This is a genomic window from Rhizobium sp. O111, from assembly GCF_055616315.1.
The window spans coordinates 200,562-222,101 of sequence record NZ_JBSHXL010000003.1; the positions used below are offsets into that span (position 1 = coordinate 200,562).

Here is a 21,540-nt window from a genome sequence, read left to right on the forward strand (position 1 = left end):
TCAGCCGACGATCAATATTTTCCGCGGCGAGCGCGACGCTCGTGCTCTTCGTCGGGAAGGTAGTTGATGGCAACGCCCGCGCCCTCGCGGGCATAGGCGATGGCTGCCGTCCGGACGCCGCTTCAGGTCAGCGGCGGCGCGACAATGGAAAAGCTCGAGAAGTTCGGGGGCGACGCGCCAATGGACCGCCCGGGACAGCCCGCCGAACTCGCATCGATCCACGTCCAACTTGCCGATCCTCGGGCCAGCTACGCGACGGGGCAGGTCTACGGCGCGGCGGGTGGCGGTGGCAGCCGTAACCCGCCAGCATCATCGAAACTCAATCCAAAGGACAAAAGACATGAAAGCACTTACCTGGCACGGCAGCGGCGACATCCGGTGTGAGGAAGTCGACGATCCGATCATTCAGCACGACCGCGACGCAATCATCAAGGTGACGAGCTGCGCCATCTGCGGCTCCGACCTCCATCTCTATGGCGGCTTCGTGCCGGGAATGCATGCCGGCGACGTCATGGGCCATGAGACGATGGGCGAAGTGGTCGAGGTCGGCCGCGGCAACTCGAAACTGAAGGTAGGGGACCGCGTCGTGGTTCCGTTCACAATATCCTGCGGCGAATGCCGTCAGTGCAAGTGGGGCCAATTCTCCCTCTGCGAGCGCTCTAACCCGAACGGCGCCGAACAGGCCAAGCAGGTCGGTTATCCGACCGCGGGCCTCTTTGGCTACTCCGAACTATACGGTCGTTTCCCCGGCGGGCAGGCGCAATATTTACGCGTACCCTATGCGGACGTCGGTCCGATCAAGGTCCCGGACGGACTTTCCGACGAGCAGGTCCTCTTTCTGTCGGATATCTTCCCGACGGGCTACATGGCGGCGGAAAACTGCGATATCAAACAGGGCCAGACCATCGCCGTGTTCGGCTGCGGCCCTGTCGGTCTCTTCGCGATCAAGTCCGCTTTCCTTCTCGGCGCGGAGCGTGTCCTCGCAATCGACACCGTGCCGGAACGGCTGGAGCTTGCCCGGCAATCCGGCGCCGAAGCGCTCGATTACACCGACGAAGACCTGCAACAGCGCATCCTTGAATTAACCGGCGGCAAGGGCCCTGATGCGGTCATCGAGGCGGTCGGCATGGAGAGCCACGGCGCGGGCGGTGTCATGGAGACGATGCAAACCAAGCTTACCTCTACCGAACGTCCGTACGCATTGAGCCAGGCTATCAGGGCTTGCCGTCCTGGCGGCGTTGTATCCCTGCCGGGCGTGTTCATCGGGCCTGCCGTGCCCACTCCACTTGGCGCCGTCGTCGGCAAGGGACTGACGCTGAGGACAGGCCAGACACACGTTCAGCGGTATCTAAAGCCACTGATGGACCTGATTGAGGAGGGCGCAATCGATCCCTCGTTCCTCATCACACACCGTATCGGTCTGGAGGAAGGTCCCGAGGCGTACCAAACGTTCCGGGACAAGCAGGATGGTTGCGTGAAGGTCGTCATCCGACCGAACGGCTGACCTGGTTCTTTGGTGCTTAGGCGACAACTCGCTTGCCGCCTACCATTACAGTTGCATTTTTGTTTCCAAATGCGCGCGCCTGGCGGCGGCCTGATGCGCGCGTCTCCAACACGACCATGCGATGACGTAGGCGTGCTTTATGCGACGCTGGGCGAGCTTATTGGCGATGCGCCGGACTTCCTGGATAGACCAGCGGATCAACTCCTGATGGTCGGAATCCGCGGTCTTTTTGGGGGCGTCGCGTCATTGGCGCGATACCGGATCACCGCCATCATGGCGAAGGCCAGCATGACGAGGGAAACGTGGCGGTGCCAGCCATGCCATGAGCGGGTTTCGATGTCCCAGCGTCCGCGACCGAGAATAGCTTGTTGCCGCCAGGGACCGGAATCACCGGCCGCCTCGGCGCGCATCCAGCCTGTCTTGCGGCGCTCGTCACCCAGCAAGCCGTCCAGGAAAAGGTTCGCTGAAGCCGCAACGCGCTCCTGCGTAAACAATTCGAATACGAGCCTTCACGTCGCGCAGCGACGATGCAAAAAGTTCCAACGTCGTCTCGATTGACGCACCTGCCATCCATGACCTCCCAATCATGGAGACCCATAGATTCAGAGTTCACCAAAACGCGCAACTGTAATGTTTCTGTAATGGGCCTTTGTGCGTCAAGTCCCTCTGAATGAATATCTCGTCGCTGAGGTCATGCTTCTGTCCGTGGTCAGCACGAAGGCCGCCACACTATGCCATCAGATCAACAAGCCGACAGGTCAATCTAGGAAGCGTGCTTCGCCGAAGCGATCACAGCACTACACACGACCTTGCCAAGCCTGCGTCCCAGCGACGGGACCTCATCTGATGCAAGCCTTATACTTGCCTGCATCAATCACATATCGATCGTCATGCCGCCATAGGGCTTGCGCTCCAGCGAAAGTCCGTCGCATCCACCCACATGCGGTGAAGAACGACACCGAGTTTGCGTGCAAGGGCAACCTTCGCGCGCTTCATTCCGCGACGCCTGGCCACATCGAGCGCCCAGCGCTTCAGACTGGAAAAGCGCGTGGCCCGCGTCAGCATTATGTGCGCGGACTCGAACAATGCGGTTCTCACCATCGCGTCGCCGACCTTGCTGACGCCGCCATCGCGATCAGTTTCGCCGGATTGATATTTCTTCGGCGTCAGCCCGAAGTAGGCACCCACGGTGCTGGACTTTTGGAACCGGGCAGGATCATCGACGGCAGAGCGATAGGTCAGCGCAACCAAGGCACCGACACCTGGCGCACTCATCAGCCGTTGGCAAACTTTGTCAGCGCGGGCGATCCTGAGCATCTCGCGGTGCAGCTTCGCAAATTCGCTCCACAACACTGCTCGCGCCGTCAGCATCGCGTCAATCACCGTCGACAATGTCGCATGCCCTGCAATCAGTTCGCGGATGCGCACCTCAAAACGCCCTCGGCTCACTTCGCCGACCTTTAGTCCATAGCCGCGCAGGATACCCCGTATGCTGAGCTCGACGTCGAGCAGCTTGGACTGCAGAAGCTTGCGACCCACCAACAGAGCCCGAGTGTCCTGCGCCGGCGACGATTTCGCGTGGACCGGACGATACCATCCCATGCGCAGAAGTTGCGCGATCCCCCGTGCATCCTTGCGATCTGTCTTCACCGTCATCGCCGAAAGCGCCGCCTTCACATGTCGTGTTTCCAGCAAAACCACCTCATGACCCGCAGCAGCGAGAGCCGCGTATAGCCATTGGGACAAAGGCCCCGCTTCAAGGCCAATGCGCTCTACCGGAAACTCCAGTTGAGCAAAATACCCGACCAGGCATTCTGGCTCGCTGCCCACCCTGGCCTCGCGAACCAACTTGCCCGTCGCGTCGACCACGCACACGCTGCTCTCTTTCAGCGAGACGTCAATTCCTGCATAATACTCCATGGCTGTTCCTCTCATGATGCTTGAGACCGATCGCTCGGACCTCGTTCCAAAACATCATCATTCTGAGGGACAGCCACCTAACTGGCTACTCGTGAGACGCCGGCCCATTACGGCATCTAGGAACTCGAGTCATAAAAGGGATGACGGGAAAGTCACAGTCGAGTTCAACGGCGAGGGCTGAGTAGCCATCTCGGTACGCATGGCTGCTTCCCCGGAGTTTCATTATGAAGGATCCGTCAATCACGCTGGGGAATTGATGATGGAGGTTGCCACCTTCGGATCCGGGACGATGCCTTTGTGGAGGGCCAGCGGGCGACGCCAGCCAGGTCAACCACCACGCTTCAACCGCCGTACCGAAATCGCGTTGGACTCGTCGCAAAATACCGCGCTCTAACGGAAGCGCCCCCGTCCCAGCCAACAGCTTGGCTTTGGGGAGCGATGTCCGGGCAAAAGACGCCCGTTTTGCGCAGGCAGGGCGGTCGACAGACGCTCACGGAAGCCAATTCGGGGGGCGTGGTCGATGTCTCCAGCAGGCTGCCTTGACAAGGTTTTCGTGTGCGCTCGAATTCTTTCAAGAACGCAAACCTTTTGCCTCGGCCGACGTTAGGCCTCCAACAGCAAGGAGATCGTCTCATGTCGTCAGAAGCCACATCCAAAAAACAGCGAGAGATCCAGCAGCAGGTAAAGAAGGCCGACGAGAAGAAGAAGTCGAAGCCGGACGGAGCCATGCAGGCGGGCGCTCGTCGATATCCAGAGCCCCCGTTTCCGGCCGTCCATCAGGACAAACCCGGATCCGAGGCAGACCTTCCGCTGGCGCCTATGTACGACGCGCCGTTTTACAAAGGCTCCGAGAAGCTGAAGGACAAGGTCGGACTCATCACAGGTGGGGACTCCGGCATCGGACGTTCGGTCGCAATCCTCTTCGCCCGGGAAGGCGCCGATGTCGCCATTGTTCATCTCGACGAGACCGAGGACGCTGAGGTAACCAAGTCCGCGGTGGAAAAGGAAGGGCGCAAGTGTCTCATCATTCGCGGCGATGTGAAGGATCCCGCCTTCTGCCGCAAGGCAGTCGAGAAGACGAAGATGCAATTCTCGAAGCTCGACATCCTGGTGAACAACGCCGCATTCCAGGTCCACACCACGGATATCGAAGATCTGACCGACGAACACTTCGACGAGACCCTGAAGACGAACCTCTACGGCTACTTCTATATGGCCAAGGCCGCGATCCCGCATCTGTCCAACGGTTCCGCCATCATCAATACTGGTTCGGTGACTGGCCTCGAAGGGTCCAAGGAGCTCCTCGATTACTCGATGACGAAGGGTGGCATTCACGCTTTCACCAAAGCGTTGTCGAGTCAGCTCGTGCCGAAGGGCATCCGAGTAAACGCCGTCGCGCCTGGGCCAGTCTGGACTCCACTCAATCCCTCCGACAAGCAGGCCGAGGATGTCGCGAAATTTGGCAGCGGGGCGGTCATGAAACGCGCGGCGCAACCGGAGGAGATTGCACCCGCCTATGTGTTCCTCGCGTCCCCGCAGATGTCGAGTTACATCACAGGTGAAATCCTACCAATCGTCGGCGGTTATTGAAGTTCAGGAGATCCGCAATGTCACAGTTCAACGGCAGACAGACTGATAAGATCACAGAAACCGCGAGCGAAGCTCGGCAAGGAAGCTACGGCAAACCAGTCTTCGTGGTGCTGGTCTGCAGCCTTGTCCTCGCGCTGATGGTATGGGGCGGCGTCGAGATTTGGGGTGAGAGCGTCGATTCCGATGTTCAGCCTGCAACCGCTACGAAGAATGACCCGATCAATGCTCAGCCCTCGGGTCCTGGTACCTTCGACAACAACGCGGCCGATGGTAGTGGCCGCCCTCCGGAGGCTACCGATCGCAACCCGTCACCGTCTGGGAACGGTGGAGGGCCGACGCAAGTGACGACGCCTAATGGAACCGAGAAGGTCCAGTAGCAGGTGAAGGCGGGCAGCTTGGAGGCTGACCGACCCACCTTACGACAAATTGCATGGAGGACGACAGCACGACCGGGCGAGGTGTGTTGTTCGGCTCACCTGCTTCCGAAGCAGTGTCATGCCTGTTGGCAAGCGCAGAGCGAACCTCAACCGCATGATGATCCTGCATCGGTCATCCGGTTTTCTCGCCGCCGCCGAGCAGGGCCACCCGCCTGGCGGCGCGAAGCTTATGGCTCATGCTGATTGGGTTCGCGAGCGGATGTCCGCGCATGACGAAACGACTCAGGATGAGCTGCGCGTTGCACTCGCGGGGCGCGGAATTGAAATCCATCGCGCTACGGTCGGGCGGTTTTGCACCGGCTTGGGCTAAGCAATAAAAAAGGCCTCAAGGCAAGCGAGCAGCGCAGGCCGGAGATCGCCAATGGCCGTGACCTTTGAATCAACCGCCGAAAGCGGTTCTTCAACAAGGCCTTGTCGCGGCTCATCTTTATCGATGAGACCTCCACGAATACCCGCCTGAATCGTATGGCCAACTTTTAACGGTTCTGCGCCACCCATAGAAGAACAAAGGATTTTTTCGACTGCATTTGTCAATCGCATGGGGAAGTACGTGTTCCAAAAGACTTCGAATTTGAGAATGCTGAAAGACGCGCTATCCGCGCACATGGACCTCCCCGAATACTTTCTAGGTATTCATGCCTTCTTCGATGGTGAGGTCATTTTCGCGCGGGACGTTGTTCACGTGAACATGGACCTCTCTCCGTTTCCGGTCGACTTTCCCAACGTCTGGCAGTGGTTCAGGGAGCAGCTCCAGGGAGGCTCGGGCCAAGAGACGTTTGCTTATCAGATGAGCTTCGTCGTCGACGCCGTCGAAGATCCAGCCATGAAGAAGCTGATCGAGATCACTAGGGGAACCGCGACAACGATCTGGATGTTCGACTTGTCAAACCAGGAGCCACCTGGAGGCGGCCGCCGATTTGTGATCGTGACAGCAGCCGACAAAAAAGGTCTGAAATCATTTCGAGACGAGTTCCACGGAATAGATGTCGAGTTGCCCTAGCCGGGTTACTTTAAAAGGACATCTATCGCAGCAGGCCTTTGCTTTCAAACTCATCCCAGCCACTGAGACCTGAGCCCACTTCGTCAGCGTGGCGGGCCTTCACCTTATCCCGCCGCTTCGACCGCGTCAGTATCGCCTGATACCGCATGCCTGCGGCGTTCTGCCTCGGCAACGACATTGTGCTCGCGCCAATTCCCCGACACCTCCGCAGTCATTCGCAGCGCCGTCATACCTCGCAAAGGTCGGCATGCCAGAGCAGTTGGATGAGTTGCTTGCCCACGCCTGCATACAGCTCAGGTTCTCGAGCGGCGCCTTCGTGCCATGGGAACTGGAGAGAGACGGGCAGTCGGTCAATATCGACCCACAGGGCAGGCTGATCGTCGGCGTGGATGCGGCGGCTGCCGCCATCGATTGGGCGCGCGCGGGTCGCGGTGTGATATACAGGTTCGATAACTGGTTCGAGCCGCACGTCGCATTGGGGGAACTAGAGCTAGTTCCACCGGACTGGTGGATGAGTTTTCGATGGGCCGCGCCTTTATTTCTCCCGCAGGTTCATGCCCGCGCCATTGAGGGCATTCGTCGACTTCGCCAAGCTGAATTCGGACGCACCGAACACCCAGGGATGGATTTAACTCCAGAAGCACGCGGGCTCAGTCCGGTCCGTGTCATGACAGCATCTGCCTGATGGTTGCCACGATCTGTTCCTCCCGGTAAGGCTTGGAGAAAAACACCGTCTCGGCCGGGATCACGTCTCCGGGATCCTCGATGTGGCCGGAGACCACGATCACCTTGATTGGCGGCCATCTGTCTCGAATGATCGCGGCCAGGCGCATTCCGTCGACGCCGCGCGGCATATCGACATCTGTAAAGACTACACGGATGTCATCGCGTGACTCAAGTATCGCGATCGCCTCTGTCGCGTCCGACGCCGCTACCGCCTCATATCCAGCAGCTTCGATGAGGTCTATGCCGGCAAGACGCAGGAGCGGCTCGTCTTCAACGACTAGAACGATTGCGACGTCCTTGGCAATATTACTCACGGTCATCACGACTGCCTCAACTGCGAAATCAGTCCGCGCATCTTAACCTTCAGCCCATCAGGGGAATAATCAACGTCGACACCGCCGGTTCCCGTCAAGCCGAGACGTATGAGCTTCGATCCGAACCCCTTGCCAGATGGGGCGGTCACTGGAGGGCCTTCATGCTCGTCCCACGCAAGAAAAAGCAGACTGTCATCGCTGGCTCCTTCGATCATCCACGAGACATCGACACTGCCTGCTTCGTTGGACCAGGCTCCATATTTGAGCGCGTTGGTCCCGAGTTCGTGCATCAGCAGCGCCAGAGAGAGCGCCGAGCGCGGTCCAAGCTGCAGGTCTGGACCCGAGATAGAATATCGCTCTGGCAATGAGAGCTGACCGAGAACGGAATCGATCACGGCGATCATCCGCGCCGACGACCAGTCCTGGCCGAGTAAAACATCGTGTGCCTTCGAAAGAGCGTGAAGCCGGCTCGTAAAAGCTTCGACAGGCGCCCGATCGGTGACAGGGCGAAGGGTCTGCGTGGCTATCGCTTGGACCATTGCCATCGTATTCTTCAGTCGGTGACTGATCTCGTGATTAAGAACCTGCTGCTCCTGCTCCGCGCGAATCCTCGAAATCGCCTCTCGTGTGCGATCTGCGATCGTCCGAACGAAGTCGCGTTCCTCCGACGAGAAATCATGAGGTCTGTCGTAGTGAACGAACATGACTCCTACGAAGGCGCCGTGCTCGATGATTGGCACATTCACCAGCACAGAAATCCCGATCGAATGGAAAAGCTCGGCTGACGCCGATGTCCGAGGATCCTTGGCCACGTCTGGAATAATGACCGTCTCGCCGCGTTTGAGATCTTCGATATAGGAGCCATAATCCCGGAATTGGTGCGAGCCGGCGACAGTCGAGATACCTTCGGCGCACCAATCGGGTAGCATCTGCACGGTCTCGACGATGGGATCGATGACCCCGTAACCAGCTCTTGTCGCGCCCTCCAGGTTGCGGGCCATGATTTCCGCTGCGGCGAATGCAACATCTTTCACATCGTCCAGCTCCCGTATCTTGTCGCCGAGCTCAAGGAATGCCAATTGCCGATTTTCGGCGATCTTCTGAGATGTCGCGTTTCTGGCCACCTTGATGAAGCCTGGTACTTCCGGACCGGAATGGCCTGGAAACGGTCGTATGGTCCCGTCTAGGAAAACCCGTGTTCCGTCGGCCGCTTGGTGCCACCTTCGATCAAGTGCCACGCCTTCGGCTGCAGCTTTGCGCATTTCAGTTTCTGGAACGCCGACCGCGCGGTCCTCCTCCGTGAATATCTCCTCGAACCGTCGTCCATGCATCTCTGCTTCGGTCCAGCCAAAGGTGTCCTCTGCGCCGCCAAGCCAGCTCGTGATACGCTTTTCGTGATCGATGGTCACGATCACATAATCCTTGGCGCCCTCGACGATCAGGCGCAGTCTTGTCTCACTGTCCCGAAGGGCCTCCACAGCCTCCATTCTGTCTGTCACATCGACAAAAATGATGATGAATTTGTCGTCCCCTGTCGCCTGCACGTAGCCGTCGAACCAACGTCCGAGGGTGGGAATGTGCCGAGTAAAACGCCTGCTCTGTCCGCTTTCGACAACGAGCGCGACGTCCGATACCCACTCCTCTCCAAAATTTGGAAAGATCTCTCGCATCATACGACCGGTGGCGTCCTTGACGGGACAGTCCACAAGCTTGCTCCAAGCCGGATTGACGCTGTCATGTCGCCAATCGACAATAGTTCCATTGACGTCACGGACGACCGAACCGACGATGATACCTTCCTCGAGCTGCTCGAAAAGCGAACTCCACCGGCGCTCTGATAGAAACGTAGCGATCTGGTTCGAGGCAACCTTGCCGATGCGGCTCAACAGCTCGAGCTCTCGTCTTGTCCATGTTCTGGGCTCACCGTCAATCGCCGCCAACGCTCCGATAACCAGACCGTCCGGCATTGTGACCGGGACGCCCATGTAGGAGATCACGCCCAGATCCGTGATGGCCAGGTTATCTCTGACAAGATCATGGATCGTCGCGTCGCCAATGATCAAGGGCTGATTGTCCCGCACCACGTGTTGACAGAAGGAATGGGTCAGCGGGGTCTCTGCCGCCTCGGCCCATTTCTCCGGCAGACCGAGATGAGCGATGAAGACCTGCCGGTCCTCGTCAAGAATGGAGACAAGCGCCACGGGACAGTCCAGCCCGGCCTTTACGACCTCGATAATGTCCTGAAATTCGGACTGGCCCTGAACGCCAAGCAGACCTGAATTCCGAACGGCGCCGATGCGCTCCGATGGTGAACTCACTGGTTTCCTTCACCGCGAAATCGCGGAGTTGATCATGCCGCAACGGTGGCGCGCGCGGCAGGGGAGAGGACGAGGCTAGGCGGCGCGACCTGCGAGCCATGGCCGCCATCGATGATGATCTGCAGAAACTGCAAGGCGTTTTGCAGACCGTTAACCGTGTAGGGCTTCTCGATCGCCCCGAGCGCACCGGCAAAGTCGTCCGGTATGCGCTTGAGATTTCCCGATACGAACACGAATGGAATGGCCTTGGCCGAAAGGTAGCGTCCGACGTCGATACCCGTTGGGCCATCCAGCAATTGAATGTCGACAAAGGCAAATTGCGGCGAGGTGGCATCAATGATCTCGATCGCCTCACGGCTATCGGTCGCCGTCCCAACAACGAGATGCCCGGCGCCTTCCACTTCGCTTTCCAGCTCCATGGCAAGAAGGACTTCATCTTCCACAATCAGAATATTCAAATCAAATCCTTTCAGTCCTTAACGGACAGCGTGACTGTAACGTCTGTCCGGTGGCCCTTCACAACTCGGTCGATTTTTGCTCGAAGCTGCTTCAGGCACGCCTCGAGCATGGCTTGGCTGAACGCAGCTTCCTCTTTGTCTACGTCAACCGGCGTGACCGTATCGACGACTCGGATAAGGAAGTGTCCGTTGAGCCGTCTGATCTCCAGATGGATCTCGCCACCGCCGTCGCTCAGACCTCTTCTTATCGCGTCGCCGACTAGTTCGTTGATAATGAGAGCCAAGGGCGATGCCTTGGTAGCAGGCACCACAACCGCGTGTAGATCCGTTGTCAGGTGTATGTCGGAGCGCTTCAGTGCGCCGATCTTGTCGATCATGAGGGTGTTCGCGAAATCGGCTACGTCGAATTGCCCCACTTCCTCGTCGTTCAAAAGCTTGCGCTGGACGGTGCTAAGAGCTTCAACGCGATTGAGAACAGACGTCAGCGTACGCTTGACAATGTCGTTTTCGGTCATCCGGGCCTGGAGCTTTACGATGGATGCGATCGTAAGCAGGTTATTCTTGACCCTATGATCGACCTCGTGGACCAGCGTTGTCTTTGCACGCAGGGCGTCGGTCAGGTCTGCCGTTCGCATCCCCACTTCTTCCTCGGCGAGGTGACGCGCGCGCGCGAGTTCGGCTTCCTTGCTTTTGATATTCGTGAAGTCGAGTTGAGAGGCAAAAAAGTAGATCACCGTGCCAGAAATATCCCGGACCGGGCTGACGAAGAGGGCGTTCCAGAAAGGAGACCCATCTTTTCGATAATTGAGAATGTCGATCGCGAGATCTTTTTCGGCAGCAATGGCTTCGCGAAGCCTGGACACGGCGTCCGGATCGGTCTCGGGGCCCTGAAGGAGGCGGCAGTTCTTGCCAATGAGCTCTTCGTTGGAGTAGCCCGTGAGCTTGCAGAAAGCTGCGTTGCAAAAGATTATCGGATTGTCCGCTTGACGAGGATCGGTGATCAGCATCGGCATACGCGTGGCTTTGAACGCTGCGGCGAACGGGTCTTCCGAAGCGTGATCAGCGACAAGACGGTCACCGGCGTCTCTGGCGTCCTGCCGGCTGTTATTGTTTTCTGTCATCGATATTCCTGGATGGTAACGCATCTTAATGCGCGAGCGGCGATTTCGTTCCACGAACTCCTGTTGCCGCGCGGGCGGTCGTGGTCAAGAACCACGAGTTTATTCCCGCGCGGCTCCGCGTTTCCAGACTGGGAAGATCATCGACTTCCTCAGCCATGCTCGTTCCGTTCTGACGAACCCTGACACCAGTGCCAGGATATGACTACGCCGCGATTTATCGCGCGAAACAGTAGAAGCGTACCGAGCGCGTGGAGGCCGCCGAATAAAACTACAAGCAGGACGGAGGCCGCCGCAGGTAGCACGAGATCGCAAGCCCAGCCGACCAGAGTGGGGGCTTGCATGAGACGGGACGCGAAGAAATGCGGGATCCGACGGTCCGCAACCATCATCGACCAACGCCTGATCGGCATCCTGCGCCCATCAGGTTCTTCGTCGCCGACGAAACGACCCATTGCGCCACCGATCCTGAATGCGGTCACCCGCGTCAATAGTATCCCAGGCGGAGCACGTTAGGTTTCGCTTTGTAAGAAAGGACCGAGGCTGGCTCGTGGCGAGGCGCGCGCCCTGTTAGGAGCTAAGAGACCTTCGGCGCCAACAAGGGCGCCGCGTCGAGGCAAGGAAACTTGGTCTCGCACCTGTCGCCATCTACGTCGCACATCCGCTCGCATCCCACAGTGAACCTCCGCCGTAGTTTCGCGAAGCTCGCCGCCGCGCCGACTTGGGCGACGAGGACCTTCCGATCGAAGGTGTCACGGCGGTCGGATGCACGGCATTCAAAAACGATGATGGCATCACGAATGTCTTTGAGCGTAGGCCCGTCGTCGCCGCCGAGGTTCTGACGCGACTGCCCCAAACTACGCGCCGCGCGCTCGTTCGCACGTTGAACTCGGGGAGAATGTCCCAGACGACAACGATCTGGTGTACGCACAGCTGTTTGAGCAGTATCCTCCCCTTAAAGGAGATTTGCTTCAGCGAATGTATGCGCTGTGTTCTGCACCGGCCTTTCTGTGGGCGAGAAACCCGGTATGGGCTGGGAGACCATCACTCGATTATACCGGCATTATCCGCTGCAGTCCTGTCCTAGTTACCTGATAAGTACGCCCTGCAGAGCGGCAAGCGCCCATGGTGCGCTCAGTGATGCGTCCACCTCAGCATGTCGACATCGTAACCTAGCGTCTTCGCCTTTTCGACAAGCATGTCACTGGTCTTTCCTGAGGGTGTTGGTGTCCGCGTCAGGATCCACAAATAGCGACCTGAGGGCTCGCCGACAATCGACCATGAATAGTCGTTGGCGTGATCGAGGATCCAGTAATCCCCGTAAAACGGGCCGAAGAACGAGACTTTGAGCTTGGCGTTTCCGCTGTCTGCAACAATCTTTGCCTTACCTTCGGACTCTTTGCGCTTACCGATTATCCCGCCTTCGCGACAGGCATTCAGCACACGAACCATGCCATCGTCGCGGAGCGAGTAGTCGGCGGTAACCGCCTCGCAACCGCGCTCAAACTGGTTCTCGTAGCGCGCCAGCTCGAACCAGTGGCCCATGTATTTTTTGAGTTCGACAGGTTTGGCGGGCTGAGGTACGGATGAATTGCCTGATGGCCCAGCTGGGCTGCACGCAGCCAACACAGTGCCTACCATTGTTACGATTGCGATATTGAGTTTCATTCCGTCAAAATACTTCGGGCGGCCGAAAGTTCCATCCCATCGAGGATCGAAGCACGAGGCGGCACCACCCGCCAAGCCCATCGCCTAAGGGCGCCGAGACCGTCTTCCCGCGCCGTGTCCCCATCGGATCAACGATCACGAGCACTAGGCGCGGGGAAAGTCGCTGGTTAGATACCGATCTCGTCAGAGAGCTTCTCGATAATCGGTCCGCGCATGTCGGTAGTCCTTTCGGTCTCGGTGTATTTCCGCATGATTCCTGGCGGTGATTTTCTCAATTGGAGTCTATGGTGTGCGAGTTTGGAGAACCCAACCCAAGTGCATCCTGCCTCGTTTGCAGGGTAGGGGATCAGCCGCTTTCGCGCAAATGAGCGATGAAGACCTCGGCTGGCGATTAGTAGCCCAGGCATTTGCGTGGTTGGAGCAGGGGCGGGCTCCTCGTTTGCCATGCAGCGGCGCCACTCGGCCTCGAACTCCTTTGACCCCCACGGTGCCGGGAGCCGGATGCGCTTCCCCTTGCCAATGCGAAAATACCAGCGTTCGTTTCCGAAGCGGTCGAATTCTTGCACGGTGAAAGCATAGCGTTTGCGGGGCATGTCCTCCCTCAGAAGCCCCCCGTTATCCCCGTTGATAACCACAGATCCGTGAGGCTCGACACGGACGGTCTTGACTTCCACGCCTGCTTTTTTTCACGGCGCGAGAGACGGAATCCTCGGTAAAGGCTACTGCGTTTTTTTCGTCGAGGTGGAAGATTGAAGCACCTCCTTTGGTTGCTTGAAAGAGGTCAGCAAGGTTCGATTCGCGCAATATCTGGCATCGTGAAAAAGGCGTGACAGGCTCATGGAGTGTGGTCGTCTAATATTGTATTTCGACGGTGGTGTTCAAATTGGCTTCTTAGTGATCACCACCCACCAGGTCGTGACATCGCGCTTCGGTTGCCGCAGCGCGTTCCATCGGCCGCCGTGTCATTCGGCGAATAGCAGTTTCCGGGGTAGCGCCGAGGCTGGTAGTAGCTGCCGCCACCACAGTTGTTATTCGCGCATACCGCGACGGCGGTGCCGACTACAGCGATAGCAACGAGAGCTGCTGCGGCCTGCTGCTGCTGGATGACCATCTGCTGACATTGCAACATGTTCATGCCGCGACGGGTCACCTCGGATACCAGCTGGAACTGGAATGCGGGATCTGTCGTCTCCAACGCGGTTTTGCAAAGCGCTGCCTTGCTCACGGCAGACGGCTTCTTCGCAAATTCTGCCTGTGTCGTCGTACAGCTTGCCAGCGCAAGCGCCATCATCACGGCACCAGCGCGGCGAGCCCAAATTCCTACAGTCACGGTTTAACCCCTCAGTTGCCCGGGGCGACAATCGCAGAAATTTGTACGACGTCAAATTGCACTTTAAGATATCGTTAACACACGCAGTAGATGCGCATTACGGCTTGATCCATCCGTGTGGCGGTGGGGGAGACCCCGGAAGCCTCCCCACCTTTCAACCGCAACAATGGCAAAGCCGGCACAGCTAACCAGCGCGGTCGGATCGAAACGAGCCAGATGTTCCGGAGTGAAGGGGATGTGGAGAGCCGAGAGAGTTACAGGGGCTCAAGGCCCTCCACGTGCCGAGCAAGACGTTGGGAGACTATCTCGGCGGGGAAGAACGCGGTTGAGCGGGATCAGTTCCCGCAAAGTTAGGCGACAGTTGAGCGCGCATCGTCAGGTAATACGACGTCTCGTACTCGATCCCGGCAACAAGGCTTTCATACTCGGTGATTTGTTCGGTATCGGGGCCAAGTGCTCTCAACTCGCGAAGGTGGAGGACGGCGATGCTGTAGGCTTCACACATCTCCTCGATCGATTGGCGATGTTCCGCCAGCGCACGGATCTCAGGAACTCGCAGTGCCAATAAGGCCCAGCCATGGGCGACGTGGTCTTTCAGTTTTCATCTCAGCGACACTCACAGGATGCAATGGCAAGTTTACGGCAAGTCCACTGTCATCCAAGGCAGCCAAAAGTGCCGAGCAAGACGTTGGGAGACTATCTCGGCGGGAAAGAACACAGGTGAGCGCGATAAGTTCCGCGTCCTAAGCATCCAGAGCGTGGCCTCAGACTGACCAAACGCCGATCGGAACAAACACGTCGAGCCATTGTTGTCATGGGATACACAGCCAATGAAGGAGAACAAAAATGCCTCCGCTGTCTATTCGCAAGCGAACCGACCAAAGACCTCTGACTTCCAACAAGCTCACAGCCCGGTCGAAGCCAAATGCTTTGCGAAACGCTCAGGTGATGCCCCCATATCGGGTTGACTTGACGTTGATGCCAAGCACTTTCGATCAAATCATTACGCCGCCCCGCGCTGGCAGGGACCACTGATCGCTCCGGCACATCTAGGCCGACAATCGAGCGCGCATTGTCAAGTAATACGACGTCTCGTGCTCGATTTCGGCAATAAGGCGTTCATACTCGGCGATGTGATCGGTGTCGGGGCCAAGTGCTCTCAACTCGCGAAGGTGGAGGACGGCGATGCTGTAGGCTTCACACATCTCGCCAATCGATTGTCGGTGCTCAGAAAGCGCGCGGATCTCGGGATTGCGTAGCGCCAGCAAAGCCCAGCCATGGGCGACGTGGTCGATTTCAGTTTTCATCTCAGCGACACTCACAGGATGCAATGGCAAGTTTACGGCAAGTCCACTGTCATCCAAGGCAGCCAAAAGTCTGAAGAGGCTCAGTCACACCAGTCATTGCGGTGTCCCGGCCGCCACGTCTTGCGATCCTAGTCGAAGCGGTATGGGTTCGCCTTACGGTAAGCCAGACCTGCGGCCGTCAACCGGCACATCGGAAACCGCGAGCTATCGCTGACTTCGACAAACCCCGCTTCATCCGCAACTTTCACCGTTTTTCGCCCTAGGCCCGGAGGGAGCGGCTTGAACTCGTCGGTGTTCAGACGGTGCAGAAGTAGGGCAAGGCGAAGGGTTGGACCGTAGCCTGACATGCAGGTGCTCCTGTCTTTCCGGTTGGAAGTCCGAGGATATGGAGAGCCGAGAGAGTTACAGGGGCTCAAGGCCCTCCACGTGCCGGTGAAGGCAAGGGATGCATCCCGGCGGTGTAAAACACGCAGAAACGGCGATAAGTTCCACGGTGGCAAGGCCATTCGGCCCGTACTGGGTCGGCCATGTTAACGCCACTGTAACGGAAAGCCGACCCAGCAACAGGTCGACGAAGGGCCGTCAGCAACGAAAGCCCTTTGCCTTGCCGCTGCGTTGGCTGCAGACCGTTCACAGCGACACACACGAACATATGGAAGGGCGGAGAGTTCCCGGGTCTCAGTCGCACCAGTCGGTTTTGTGCTCCGGTCGCCCGCTGGCGGGCCGAAATTCACGAGCGGGCGACGGGCTACCCTTGCTTTGGGTGCGATAAGCGCGCAAAGCTTTCAAATCGGAATTGCTGGTCGAGCTTTGTTTAACGTCTCAGGCGTTCAAGCTGACTTCTTCTCTCAAAATCGATTCGACGCACCCCGGCCGCCCGGCCGGAGGCGATTTCTGTTCAACAAAGGGAAGATCCTATGAGCAAGACCAATGCAGCCGAGCTTCAGCGTCGGACGGAACGATACGTTGCCAATAGCAGTGGCGGTGGACACCTCGGCGGCACCCAATTTGGCCAGTCCAACGATGCGAAGACCTCCGGTGGCGCCGGCCAGAACAGGGGCCGTCCGGGCGGCGCACGCAAGTAAGCTGCCGGTGAGGCGTTCTTTGCAACGCTTTGACTGCACCAACAAAGGGCCGGGGCGTTGTGCTTCGGCTTTTTTACGCAACATCAAGATGCGAAGTTAGTTACGGGGCTCGTTCTGCTCATGTAAGTGGCTTCAGCAGGACGAGCCGATTACCGCTCGGCAGATCAATCACGCCTTCATCCTTGATGGCGTACAGCGCTTTGACGATAGCGTCCTGGCTGATGCCTTGGCCGCCGAGGGGCGGGCCGATCTCATAGAGGCTGAGCGAAACCCAGGTTCGAGCTTCATCTCTTTCAGCAGCGTCAGGAGCGCGGATCTTGCGTCGATGTCGGTCATCAATGATATCTGCTTCAGGCTGTCCAGTTGGCAAGACCGTGAGCTTTGTGCGGCGCCAGTGGTAGAGGGGTTGGTAGGGCATTCACTCAGTCTGGCAGTGAGGGGCGCCGGTTCACCTTATCAAGGTGAGGGAGACCCGATCGATTTTTCCGGAGCGCGGCCAAAGGGAGTTGGCTTGGGTCTCGGCGTCGGAAGCAGCTCATCGCGTGGGCGAGCCTGGCTTGAAAAAGTTGTTTGCGAAGCTATCGAGGCGCTTTTCAGCGGACTGAAAATCAGGAGCGCGCTCCCCTTGCAGTAGCGGCCACCCCGATTACAGTTGGCACGATAAATAGTTCGAGGTCGCCGATGGATTTTCTGAATGCCCTCGCGTTTCTTTTCTTCCTGATTGTGTGGATCACTTTTGAGCCCCTGATGGCGATCGGTTGGCCAAGGAGAAACGACAGCCTCTCGATCGACATGGTCCGCATTCGCTCTTCCTGGATGAGAGAGGTGCTGACGAGGGATAACAACTTTATCGGCGACGCCGCCATTCTTTGACATACGATCAACTCGGCGTCGTTCTTCGGCTCGGCTAACCTTATTGTCATCGTGGGCTTGAGCGGCGCGTTGTTCGTTGAGCCGAACTACGGATCGGGACACGGTCTGATAGCAATGTTTGCCGTTCAGGACCCCGCTTGGTTCTTCCAATGCAAAGTATTGCTCGTTGTTGCGACGCTTTTGAGAGGGCTCTCGGACTTCATCTGGGCAGTTCGTCAGATCAACTACTGCCTCGCAGCGATAGGCGCGAGCCCGTCTCGCCAAGAGGAGCGCGACCTTGTAGCCTGGACCCACGCGTTGACGCTCGTCCTCAATCCAGCACTTAGATCGTTCAGTGTCGGGGTCCGATCGTATTACTTTACGGTAGCTGCCGCGTTCTGGTTTCTTGGCCTATTACCATTCGTGGCTGCGACGATGGCGTGTGTTTCACTGCTGATTTGGCGACAGTCATGGTCTGACACCGCAAAGGGCGTGGCGGCAATCAGGCAGCTTTTGGAGGACGAACGTTCGTCCAAGTGATCGTGAACTTCGCGCATCTCAGGCCTCACGGACAACCCGGTCCGAGGCTTCTTGCTCTGTCTGCACCATACGAATTCTGTCCCGATACCACAGCGGTGAAATGAAATCTCGTGACGTGGCGAGGGAGACGCCTCGAGGAACGCACACGGCATCGTCCGCGCGCTCAAGGCCGGACGAACATAAAGGCTGTCCTAGGCTGGCGCTCGACGCCACCACCCAAGCGGGCGCTACCGGCTATGCGAGTGCCTGCCATCCGCCACTTGACGCTCAGTCTCATTGGGCCGTTGAAATCTTCGAACACTATAGCCTCGCGGTCCTCTACACGCGGAAACTGATCGCCACCGGCTCACCAACAGACCGCGTTGCCGAATATGAAGCTTTGATCAGAGACTTAGAGAGGGAGGCGGAGCACAACCTAGTTTAGGGGCACAACGGTAAGCGTCGGGATAAATTTGCGGCCGGCCCGTCATACAGCACGGGGCGGCATTATCTGGACATCTTGTTAGATGGCACTTTTGTACCGTACAGGCAGACTCCCGCCGACAAGAGCATGAAAGCCATCCCGACGAGGTTCGTGGCGGTGAGCGGCTCCCTTGCCAAGAAGGTGCCGACTGCGACAGCAATAGCTGGCGATACGAAGGCAAACATGCCTGCGCGTGTCGGCCCCGCATCCCTCAGGAGCTGCACGTAAAGTCGGTATCCAATCAGCGAACCGAAGATCACCAGAAACAGCCAACCACCGAACGCCTTCATGGTCCATTTGGAGACCGCCAGGTCGGTGACATCTTCGCCGCAGATTGAGGCCGCAGCGGCAAGCAGCAATCCGCCCAAGAGGGTCGTTGCCCCCGCGATTGCCGTGCTGCCGTGCTTCGCGATAATTGGTTTTGCCAACACCGAGCCGAGTGCCGACGATGCGGCAGCCCAGCAGACGGCAATAATGCCTATCCACGCCCCGTCGTCGTAGCTCGCGCGATCTCCCCCTACGAATAGAAGATATAGCCCAATGGAACCGACGGCCAGGCCGGCGGCCGCTGCCCAACTCCATGATTCCTGTCGTAAAAGCATACCAAACACGAAGAGGCAAACTGGCGTCAGAGACATCTCCAAGACGGCAGAAGTGCCGGACGGAACCTTTGTCATTCCCCAGAACAACGGTCCGTAGCAGAGGGTTATCATCAGCAAGCTGGCAATGAAGATTGGGAACCAGTCGGCAGCCAATGCTCGCATCGAGCAACGGTGCCAGATTGCTATCGACAGAAAGACAACCCCTGCCGTAACAAAGCGCAGGGCCGCGAACAGCATGGGTGGCAAGGTCGTCACCCCGAATTTCACAGCGATCCAGGTCAAACCCCAAACAGCGCAGAGGATCGCGAATTTCCCATAGTTTGAAGCTGACATGGTATGGACCCGATCTATGTAACGAGTATAATTCGTTTATACCGTTACAACTAACGCAACTGCATCCTGTTCCATATGGCAAAATCAGTAAAAGATATGCGACTGAGCGGCGGCCATCCCGCGCTCGACTTTGTGAACACCGTCGACAGCCGACGAAATCGATGGGGTCCTGATTTCCTCAGCGATTACGTTGACTTGATTACTTTCAGTAGACGGGTCGATCTCCTTTCGGACGCGCAAGCGGCTGGTTTGAAGCAGATGGCAAAAGAGAACCCTGCTGCGGCAGCAACGGCTCTGGAAGCTTCGGTGGAACTCCGCGAATGCGTGTACCGTGTCTTTCTGAATGAGGACGCGCGCGGAAAACCCAAGATGGATGACGTCGCTTATATCGGCGCAGTGGCAACGGCGGCTCGTGGCCGTCAGGTTTTCGCGCAACGATCCGCGGCATGGACTTGGGCGCATAAAATCGAGACACCGGCCGACCTTGTGCACGTTCTTTCCTCATCCGCTGCGGAGCTATTGGCAACACGATCCGAGCGTCGGCAAGTGAAGGAATGCAAGGGCGACAACTGCGGCTGGCTGTTCCTTGATAAATCGAAGGGAGGACGGCGGATTTGGTGCTCTGAAGAGAGTTGTGGTGTCCATAGCCGGGTCAAGAAATTCCGGAGCAGTTGAGAACGCTGGCGCGGATAGCCATCCGCTAAATAGACATGCCGCAGAGCGGGTGATTGATTGAGCCGCGGCTCTCGTTGTTGGCACCAGGGCTTTAACAGCTCAGCTATATGTCGAAATGGATTTACCACTTTATGCCGATCCTCGGCCCGTGTACGTGAGCCGCCAAGTCGGTATTCTATATGCGCGGCAGCTAATGCGGGGTCAACAACCGGAGAGAGCGGAAGCGTGGGGGAGGCATAATTAATCGCATTAAGTCCAAGGATTTAGCCTACATGCTTGGACGGTTCAGATTAGTCAGAATTGGATACAGCTCCGCAAGAGGAGCGGCAGAGCTATTCAAACGGAAACCGCTAGGCCGATGGAGCATGCCGACCTTGTTTCCTCAGGCAAATGTGCCTGACATTGTGCAATCAATTCGTGATGAAGCCGTTTTTATCGGCCTGAACTTGCCGGGATACGTGGTTGATCAAATCAGGGAATTCGCCCTGTCGGAGCCATTACACGCCATTTACGATCCAACCGGGCCGACCTTCCAATACTCTGACGTCAAGGATGGCGTCGCAGCTGACGGGAGGCTCATGCCGATTGGTGGCATCACCAAGCCAGAGCGATGCTCGGCGGTGCAGAAGGTGATTGATGACCCAATTCTTCGGTCCATCGTGCGGAAATATCTCGGGCACGAGCCCCGGAAGATAGTGACCATACTGGACTGGAGTTTTGCATCGGCCATGAACGACGAGGAGCGCCGGCGGCTGAAACATGGCGTCATCGATTATCACTACGATGTAGGTGGCTACAGCTTCGTGTACGCGAGCTTCTACATCACTGATACCGATCGCTTCTCCGGGGCTCATGTCATGATGAAGCGATCGCACAAGTCTAAGCCTTTAAGAATGCTTCTCGGGTCGGCGAGAGCCTCGCCAGAGGCCGTGTATAGGCAGTTCGGAAGGGACAACGAAATAACGATCGAAGGCCCGGCGGGAACAGGGTTCGTTCAGGACACTTCCTGCTATCATCGCGCCTCACCCCCGACCCGAGGTGACCGCCTGATGTTGGCAGTGCGCTTTATCAACTGATGCCCGGCTCGGAGCACCGCGAGTATTTCAACGTTGGTTTCATTCGCGCAACAACGTGATTAGGGGAAACTGCCTCGGCTCCGGCCGGGGCCTTTTTGTCGTTCGGGCTCCCAGCAGCTTGGCATAGAGTCTGAATTGTCGCGCCGCTCTGGTCGTCGAAACAGGGGGGCTTCATTCACTATCAGTCAGCGAGCTCAACTGTCTCTACCTTACGCTTCACCGGC

Annotated in this window: 20 protein-coding genes and 5 pseudogenes; 11 read left to right on the plus strand and 14 right to left on the minus strand. The window is 57.8% G+C overall.

Features of this window, described 5'->3' with window-relative positions:
- Positions 1–32 precede the first annotated feature (32 nt).
- Positions 33–122, minus strand: a pseudogene (locus ACVTFQ_RS26700) (NAD(P)-dependent dehydrogenase); the annotation flags it as partial.
- On the opposite strand from ACVTFQ_RS26700, the pseudogene ACVTFQ_RS26705 reads away from it, so the two are divergent.
- Positions 112–291, plus strand: a pseudogene (locus tag ACVTFQ_RS26705) (SDR family oxidoreductase); the annotation flags it as partial. The pseudogenes ACVTFQ_RS26700 and ACVTFQ_RS26705 sit on opposite strands and share 11 nt — an antisense overlap.
- A gap of 49 nt (positions 292–340) precedes the next feature.
- Positions 341–1,504 (plus strand): zinc-dependent alcohol dehydrogenase, encoded by a 1,164-nt coding sequence (locus ACVTFQ_RS26710; protein WP_111564481.1) that lies wholly within the window; start codon positions 341–343, stop codon positions 1,502–1,504.
- Between the two features lie 197 nt (positions 1,505–1,701).
- On the opposite strand, the pseudogene ACVTFQ_RS26715 reads toward ACVTFQ_RS26710, so the two are convergent.
- The 3 genes and pseudogenes from ACVTFQ_RS26715 to ACVTFQ_RS26725 all read right to left on the minus strand — a co-directional run.
- A pseudogene (locus ACVTFQ_RS26715) lies at positions 1,702–1,839 on the minus strand (IS701 family transposase); the annotation flags it as partial.
- Positions 1,837–2,092: pseudogene (locus ACVTFQ_RS26720) on the minus strand (IS701 family transposase); the annotation flags it as partial. The pseudogenes ACVTFQ_RS26720 and ACVTFQ_RS26715, both read right to left, overlap by 3 nt.
- A 300-nt stretch (positions 2,093–2,392) precedes the next feature.
- On the minus strand, positions 2,393–3,424 hold the full coding sequence (locus ACVTFQ_RS26725; protein WP_112949825.1) for an IS110 family RNA-guided transposase: 1,032 nt from the start codon (positions 3,422–3,424) through the stop codon (positions 2,393–2,395).
- Positions 3,425–4,057: 633 nt separating this feature from the next.
- Here ACVTFQ_RS26725 and ACVTFQ_RS26730 point away from each other — a divergent pair.
- The 3 genes from ACVTFQ_RS26730 to ACVTFQ_RS26740 all read left to right on the plus strand — a co-directional run bounded on the left by ACVTFQ_RS26730 (position 4,058) and on the right by ACVTFQ_RS26740 (position 5,761).
- Complete coding sequence (locus ACVTFQ_RS26730; protein ID WP_111564482.1) at positions 4,058–5,014, plus strand: SDR family oxidoreductase; 957 nt, start codon at positions 4,058–4,060, stop codon at positions 5,012–5,014.
- Positions 5,015–5,031: 17 nt separating this feature from the next.
- Positions 5,032–5,391 (plus strand): hypothetical protein, encoded by a 360-nt coding sequence (locus tag ACVTFQ_RS26735; protein WP_113201248.1) that lies wholly within the window; start codon positions 5,032–5,034, stop codon positions 5,389–5,391.
- A gap of 118 nt (positions 5,392–5,509) precedes the next feature.
- Positions 5,510–5,761: a hypothetical protein gene (locus ACVTFQ_RS26740; RefSeq protein WP_470424248.1), complete on the plus strand. Its 252-nt coding sequence runs from the start codon at positions 5,510–5,512 to the stop codon at positions 5,759–5,761.
- Here the strand turns inward: ACVTFQ_RS26740 and ACVTFQ_RS26745 are convergent.
- Positions 5,758–5,991 (minus strand): hypothetical protein, encoded by a 234-nt coding sequence (locus ACVTFQ_RS26745; RefSeq protein WP_470424249.1) that lies wholly within the window; start codon positions 5,989–5,991, stop codon positions 5,758–5,760. The two genes, ACVTFQ_RS26740 and ACVTFQ_RS26745, sit on opposite strands and share 4 nt — an antisense overlap.
- A 37-nt stretch (positions 5,992–6,028) precedes the next feature.
- Between ACVTFQ_RS26745 and ACVTFQ_RS26750 the strand changes: the two genes are divergently transcribed.
- A complete protein-coding gene (locus ACVTFQ_RS26750) occupies positions 6,029–6,451 on the plus strand; it encodes a hypothetical protein (RefSeq protein ID WP_470424250.1) in 423 nt (140 codons plus the stop codon).
- An 88-nt stretch (positions 6,452–6,539) separates the two neighbouring features.
- A complete protein-coding gene (locus ACVTFQ_RS26755) occupies positions 6,540–7,136 on the plus strand; it encodes a LysR substrate-binding domain-containing protein (RefSeq protein WP_470424251.1) in 597 nt (198 codons plus the stop codon).
- Here ACVTFQ_RS26755 and ACVTFQ_RS26760 read toward each other — a convergent pair.
- The 7 genes from ACVTFQ_RS26760 to ACVTFQ_RS26790 all read right to left on the minus strand — a co-directional run bounded on the left by ACVTFQ_RS26760 (position 7,117) and on the right by ACVTFQ_RS26790 (position 15,690).
- Positions 7,117–7,497, minus strand: a complete 381-nt coding sequence (locus ACVTFQ_RS26760) for a response regulator (RefSeq protein WP_181459321.1) — start codon at positions 7,495–7,497, stop codon at positions 7,117–7,119. The genes ACVTFQ_RS26755 and ACVTFQ_RS26760 overlap by 20 nt on opposite strands.
- Complete coding sequence (locus tag ACVTFQ_RS26765; protein WP_470424252.1) at positions 7,497–9,809, minus strand: GAF domain-containing protein; 2,313 nt, start codon at positions 9,807–9,809, stop codon at positions 7,497–7,499. The genes ACVTFQ_RS26760 and ACVTFQ_RS26765 overlap by 1 nt, the downstream gene beginning before the upstream one ends.
- Before the next feature lie 32 nt (positions 9,810–9,841).
- Positions 9,842–10,267: a response regulator gene (locus ACVTFQ_RS26770; protein WP_111564486.1), complete on the minus strand. Its 426-nt coding sequence runs from the start codon at positions 10,265–10,267 to the stop codon at positions 9,842–9,844.
- 11 nt (positions 10,268–10,278) lie between these two features.
- Entirely contained in the window at positions 10,279–11,388 is a 1,110-nt protein-coding gene (locus ACVTFQ_RS26775; protein WP_111564487.1) for a PAS domain-containing protein, read from the minus strand.
- Between the two features lie 1,131 nt (positions 11,389–12,519).
- Entirely contained in the window at positions 12,520–13,053 is a 534-nt protein-coding gene (locus ACVTFQ_RS26780) for a lipocalin family protein (protein ID WP_112979798.1), read from the minus strand.
- Positions 13,054–13,951: 898 nt separating this feature from the next.
- Positions 13,952–14,383 (minus strand): hypothetical protein, encoded by a 432-nt coding sequence (locus tag ACVTFQ_RS26785; protein WP_162718025.1) that lies wholly within the window; start codon positions 14,381–14,383, stop codon positions 13,952–13,954.
- 1,049 nt (positions 14,384–15,432) lie between these two features.
- Positions 15,433–15,690, minus strand: a complete 258-nt coding sequence (locus ACVTFQ_RS26790; protein WP_112435633.1) for a hypothetical protein — start codon at positions 15,688–15,690, stop codon at positions 15,433–15,435.
- A 917-nt stretch (positions 15,691–16,607) separates the two neighbouring features.
- Between ACVTFQ_RS26790 and ACVTFQ_RS26795 the strand changes: the two genes are divergently transcribed.
- On the plus strand, positions 16,608–16,775 hold the full coding sequence (locus ACVTFQ_RS26795; RefSeq protein WP_181459322.1) for a hypothetical protein: 168 nt from the start codon (positions 16,608–16,610) through the stop codon (positions 16,773–16,775).
- A 118-nt stretch (positions 16,776–16,893) separates the two neighbouring features.
- Here the strand turns inward: ACVTFQ_RS26795 and ACVTFQ_RS26800 are convergent, their stop codons facing one another.
- Positions 16,894–17,193: a hypothetical protein gene (locus ACVTFQ_RS26800; protein ID WP_111564493.1), complete on the minus strand. Its 300-nt coding sequence runs from the start codon at positions 17,191–17,193 to the stop codon at positions 16,894–16,896.
- 263 nt (positions 17,194–17,456) lie between these two features.
- On the opposite strand from ACVTFQ_RS26800, the pseudogene ACVTFQ_RS26805 reads away from it, so the two are divergent.
- A pseudogene (locus ACVTFQ_RS26805) lies at positions 17,457–18,167 on the plus strand (DUF599 domain-containing protein).
- A 486-nt stretch (positions 18,168–18,653) separates the two neighbouring features.
- Here ACVTFQ_RS26805 and ACVTFQ_RS26810 read toward each other — a convergent pair.
- Positions 18,654–19,565, minus strand: coding sequence for a DMT family transporter (locus ACVTFQ_RS26810; RefSeq protein ID WP_112989036.1), 912 nt, complete (start codon positions 19,563–19,565; stop codon positions 18,654–18,656).
- A gap of 75 nt (positions 19,566–19,640) precedes the next feature.
- Here ACVTFQ_RS26810 and ACVTFQ_RS26815 point away from each other — a divergent pair, with 75 nt between their 5' ends.
- Both ACVTFQ_RS26815 and ACVTFQ_RS26820 read left to right on the plus strand, forming a co-directional pair.
- Positions 19,641–20,240, plus strand: a complete 600-nt coding sequence (locus ACVTFQ_RS26815) for a CGNR zinc finger domain-containing protein (RefSeq protein WP_112989034.1) — start codon at positions 19,641–19,643, stop codon at positions 20,238–20,240.
- A 365-nt stretch (positions 20,241–20,605) separates the two neighbouring features.
- Positions 20,606–21,316, plus strand: a complete 711-nt coding sequence (locus ACVTFQ_RS26820; RefSeq protein ID WP_470424253.1) for a phytanoyl-CoA dioxygenase family protein — start codon at positions 20,606–20,608, stop codon at positions 21,314–21,316.
- The last annotated feature ends 224 nt before the right edge of the window (positions 21,317–21,540 follow it).

What these genes read in the sequence shown, in the direction of transcription:
- ACVTFQ_RS26710 (WP_111564481.1), top strand. Translation starts at nt 341, where the DNA reads ATGAAAGCACTTACCTGGCACGGCAGCGGCGACATCCGGTGTGAGGAA.
- ACVTFQ_RS26725 (WP_112949825.1), bottom strand. Translation starts at nt 3,424, where the DNA reads ATGGAGTATTATGCAGGAATTGACGTCTCGCTGAAAGAGAGCAGCGTG.
- ACVTFQ_RS26730 (WP_111564482.1), top strand. Translation starts at nt 4,058, where the DNA reads ATGTCGTCAGAAGCCACATCCAAAAAACAGCGAGAGATCCAGCAGCAG.
- ACVTFQ_RS26735 (WP_113201248.1), top strand. Translation starts at nt 5,032, where the DNA reads ATGTCACAGTTCAACGGCAGACAGACTGATAAGATCACAGAAACCGCG.
- ACVTFQ_RS26740 (WP_470424248.1), top strand. Translation starts at nt 5,510, where the DNA reads ATGCCTGTTGGCAAGCGCAGAGCGAACCTCAACCGCATGATGATCCTG.
- ACVTFQ_RS26745 (WP_470424249.1), bottom strand. Translation starts at nt 5,991, where the DNA reads ATGCGATTGACAAATGCAGTCGAAAAAATCCTTTGTTCTTCTATGGGT.
- ACVTFQ_RS26750 (WP_470424250.1), top strand. Translation starts at nt 6,029, where the DNA reads ATGCTGAAAGACGCGCTATCCGCGCACATGGACCTCCCCGAATACTTT.
- ACVTFQ_RS26760 (WP_181459321.1), bottom strand. Translation starts at nt 7,497, where the DNA reads ATGACCGTGAGTAATATTGCCAAGGACGTCGCAATCGTTCTAGTCGTT.
- ACVTFQ_RS26775 (WP_111564487.1), bottom strand. Translation starts at nt 11,388, where the DNA reads ATGACAGAAAACAATAACAGCCGGCAGGACGCCAGAGACGCCGGTGAC.
- ACVTFQ_RS26780 (WP_112979798.1), bottom strand. Translation starts at nt 13,053, where the DNA reads ATGAAACTCAATATCGCAATCGTAACAATGGTAGGCACTGTGTTGGCT.
- ACVTFQ_RS26790 (WP_112435633.1), bottom strand. Translation starts at nt 15,690, where the DNA reads ATGAAAACTGAAATCGACCACGTCGCCCATGGCTGGGCTTTGCTGGCG.
- ACVTFQ_RS26795 (WP_181459322.1), top strand. Translation starts at nt 16,608, where the DNA reads ATGAGCAAGACCAATGCAGCCGAGCTTCAGCGTCGGACGGAACGATAC.
- ACVTFQ_RS26800 (WP_111564493.1), bottom strand. Translation starts at nt 17,193, where the DNA reads ATGCCCTACCAACCCCTCTACCACTGGCGCCGCACAAAGCTCACGGTC.
- ACVTFQ_RS26810 (WP_112989036.1), bottom strand. Translation starts at nt 19,565, where the DNA reads ATGTCAGCTTCAAACTATGGGAAATTCGCGATCCTCTGCGCTGTTTGG.
- ACVTFQ_RS26815 (WP_112989034.1), top strand. Translation starts at nt 19,641, where the DNA reads ATGGCAAAATCAGTAAAAGATATGCGACTGAGCGGCGGCCATCCCGCG.
- ACVTFQ_RS26820 (WP_470424253.1), top strand. Translation starts at nt 20,606, where the DNA reads ATGCCGACCTTGTTTCCTCAGGCAAATGTGCCTGACATTGTGCAATCA.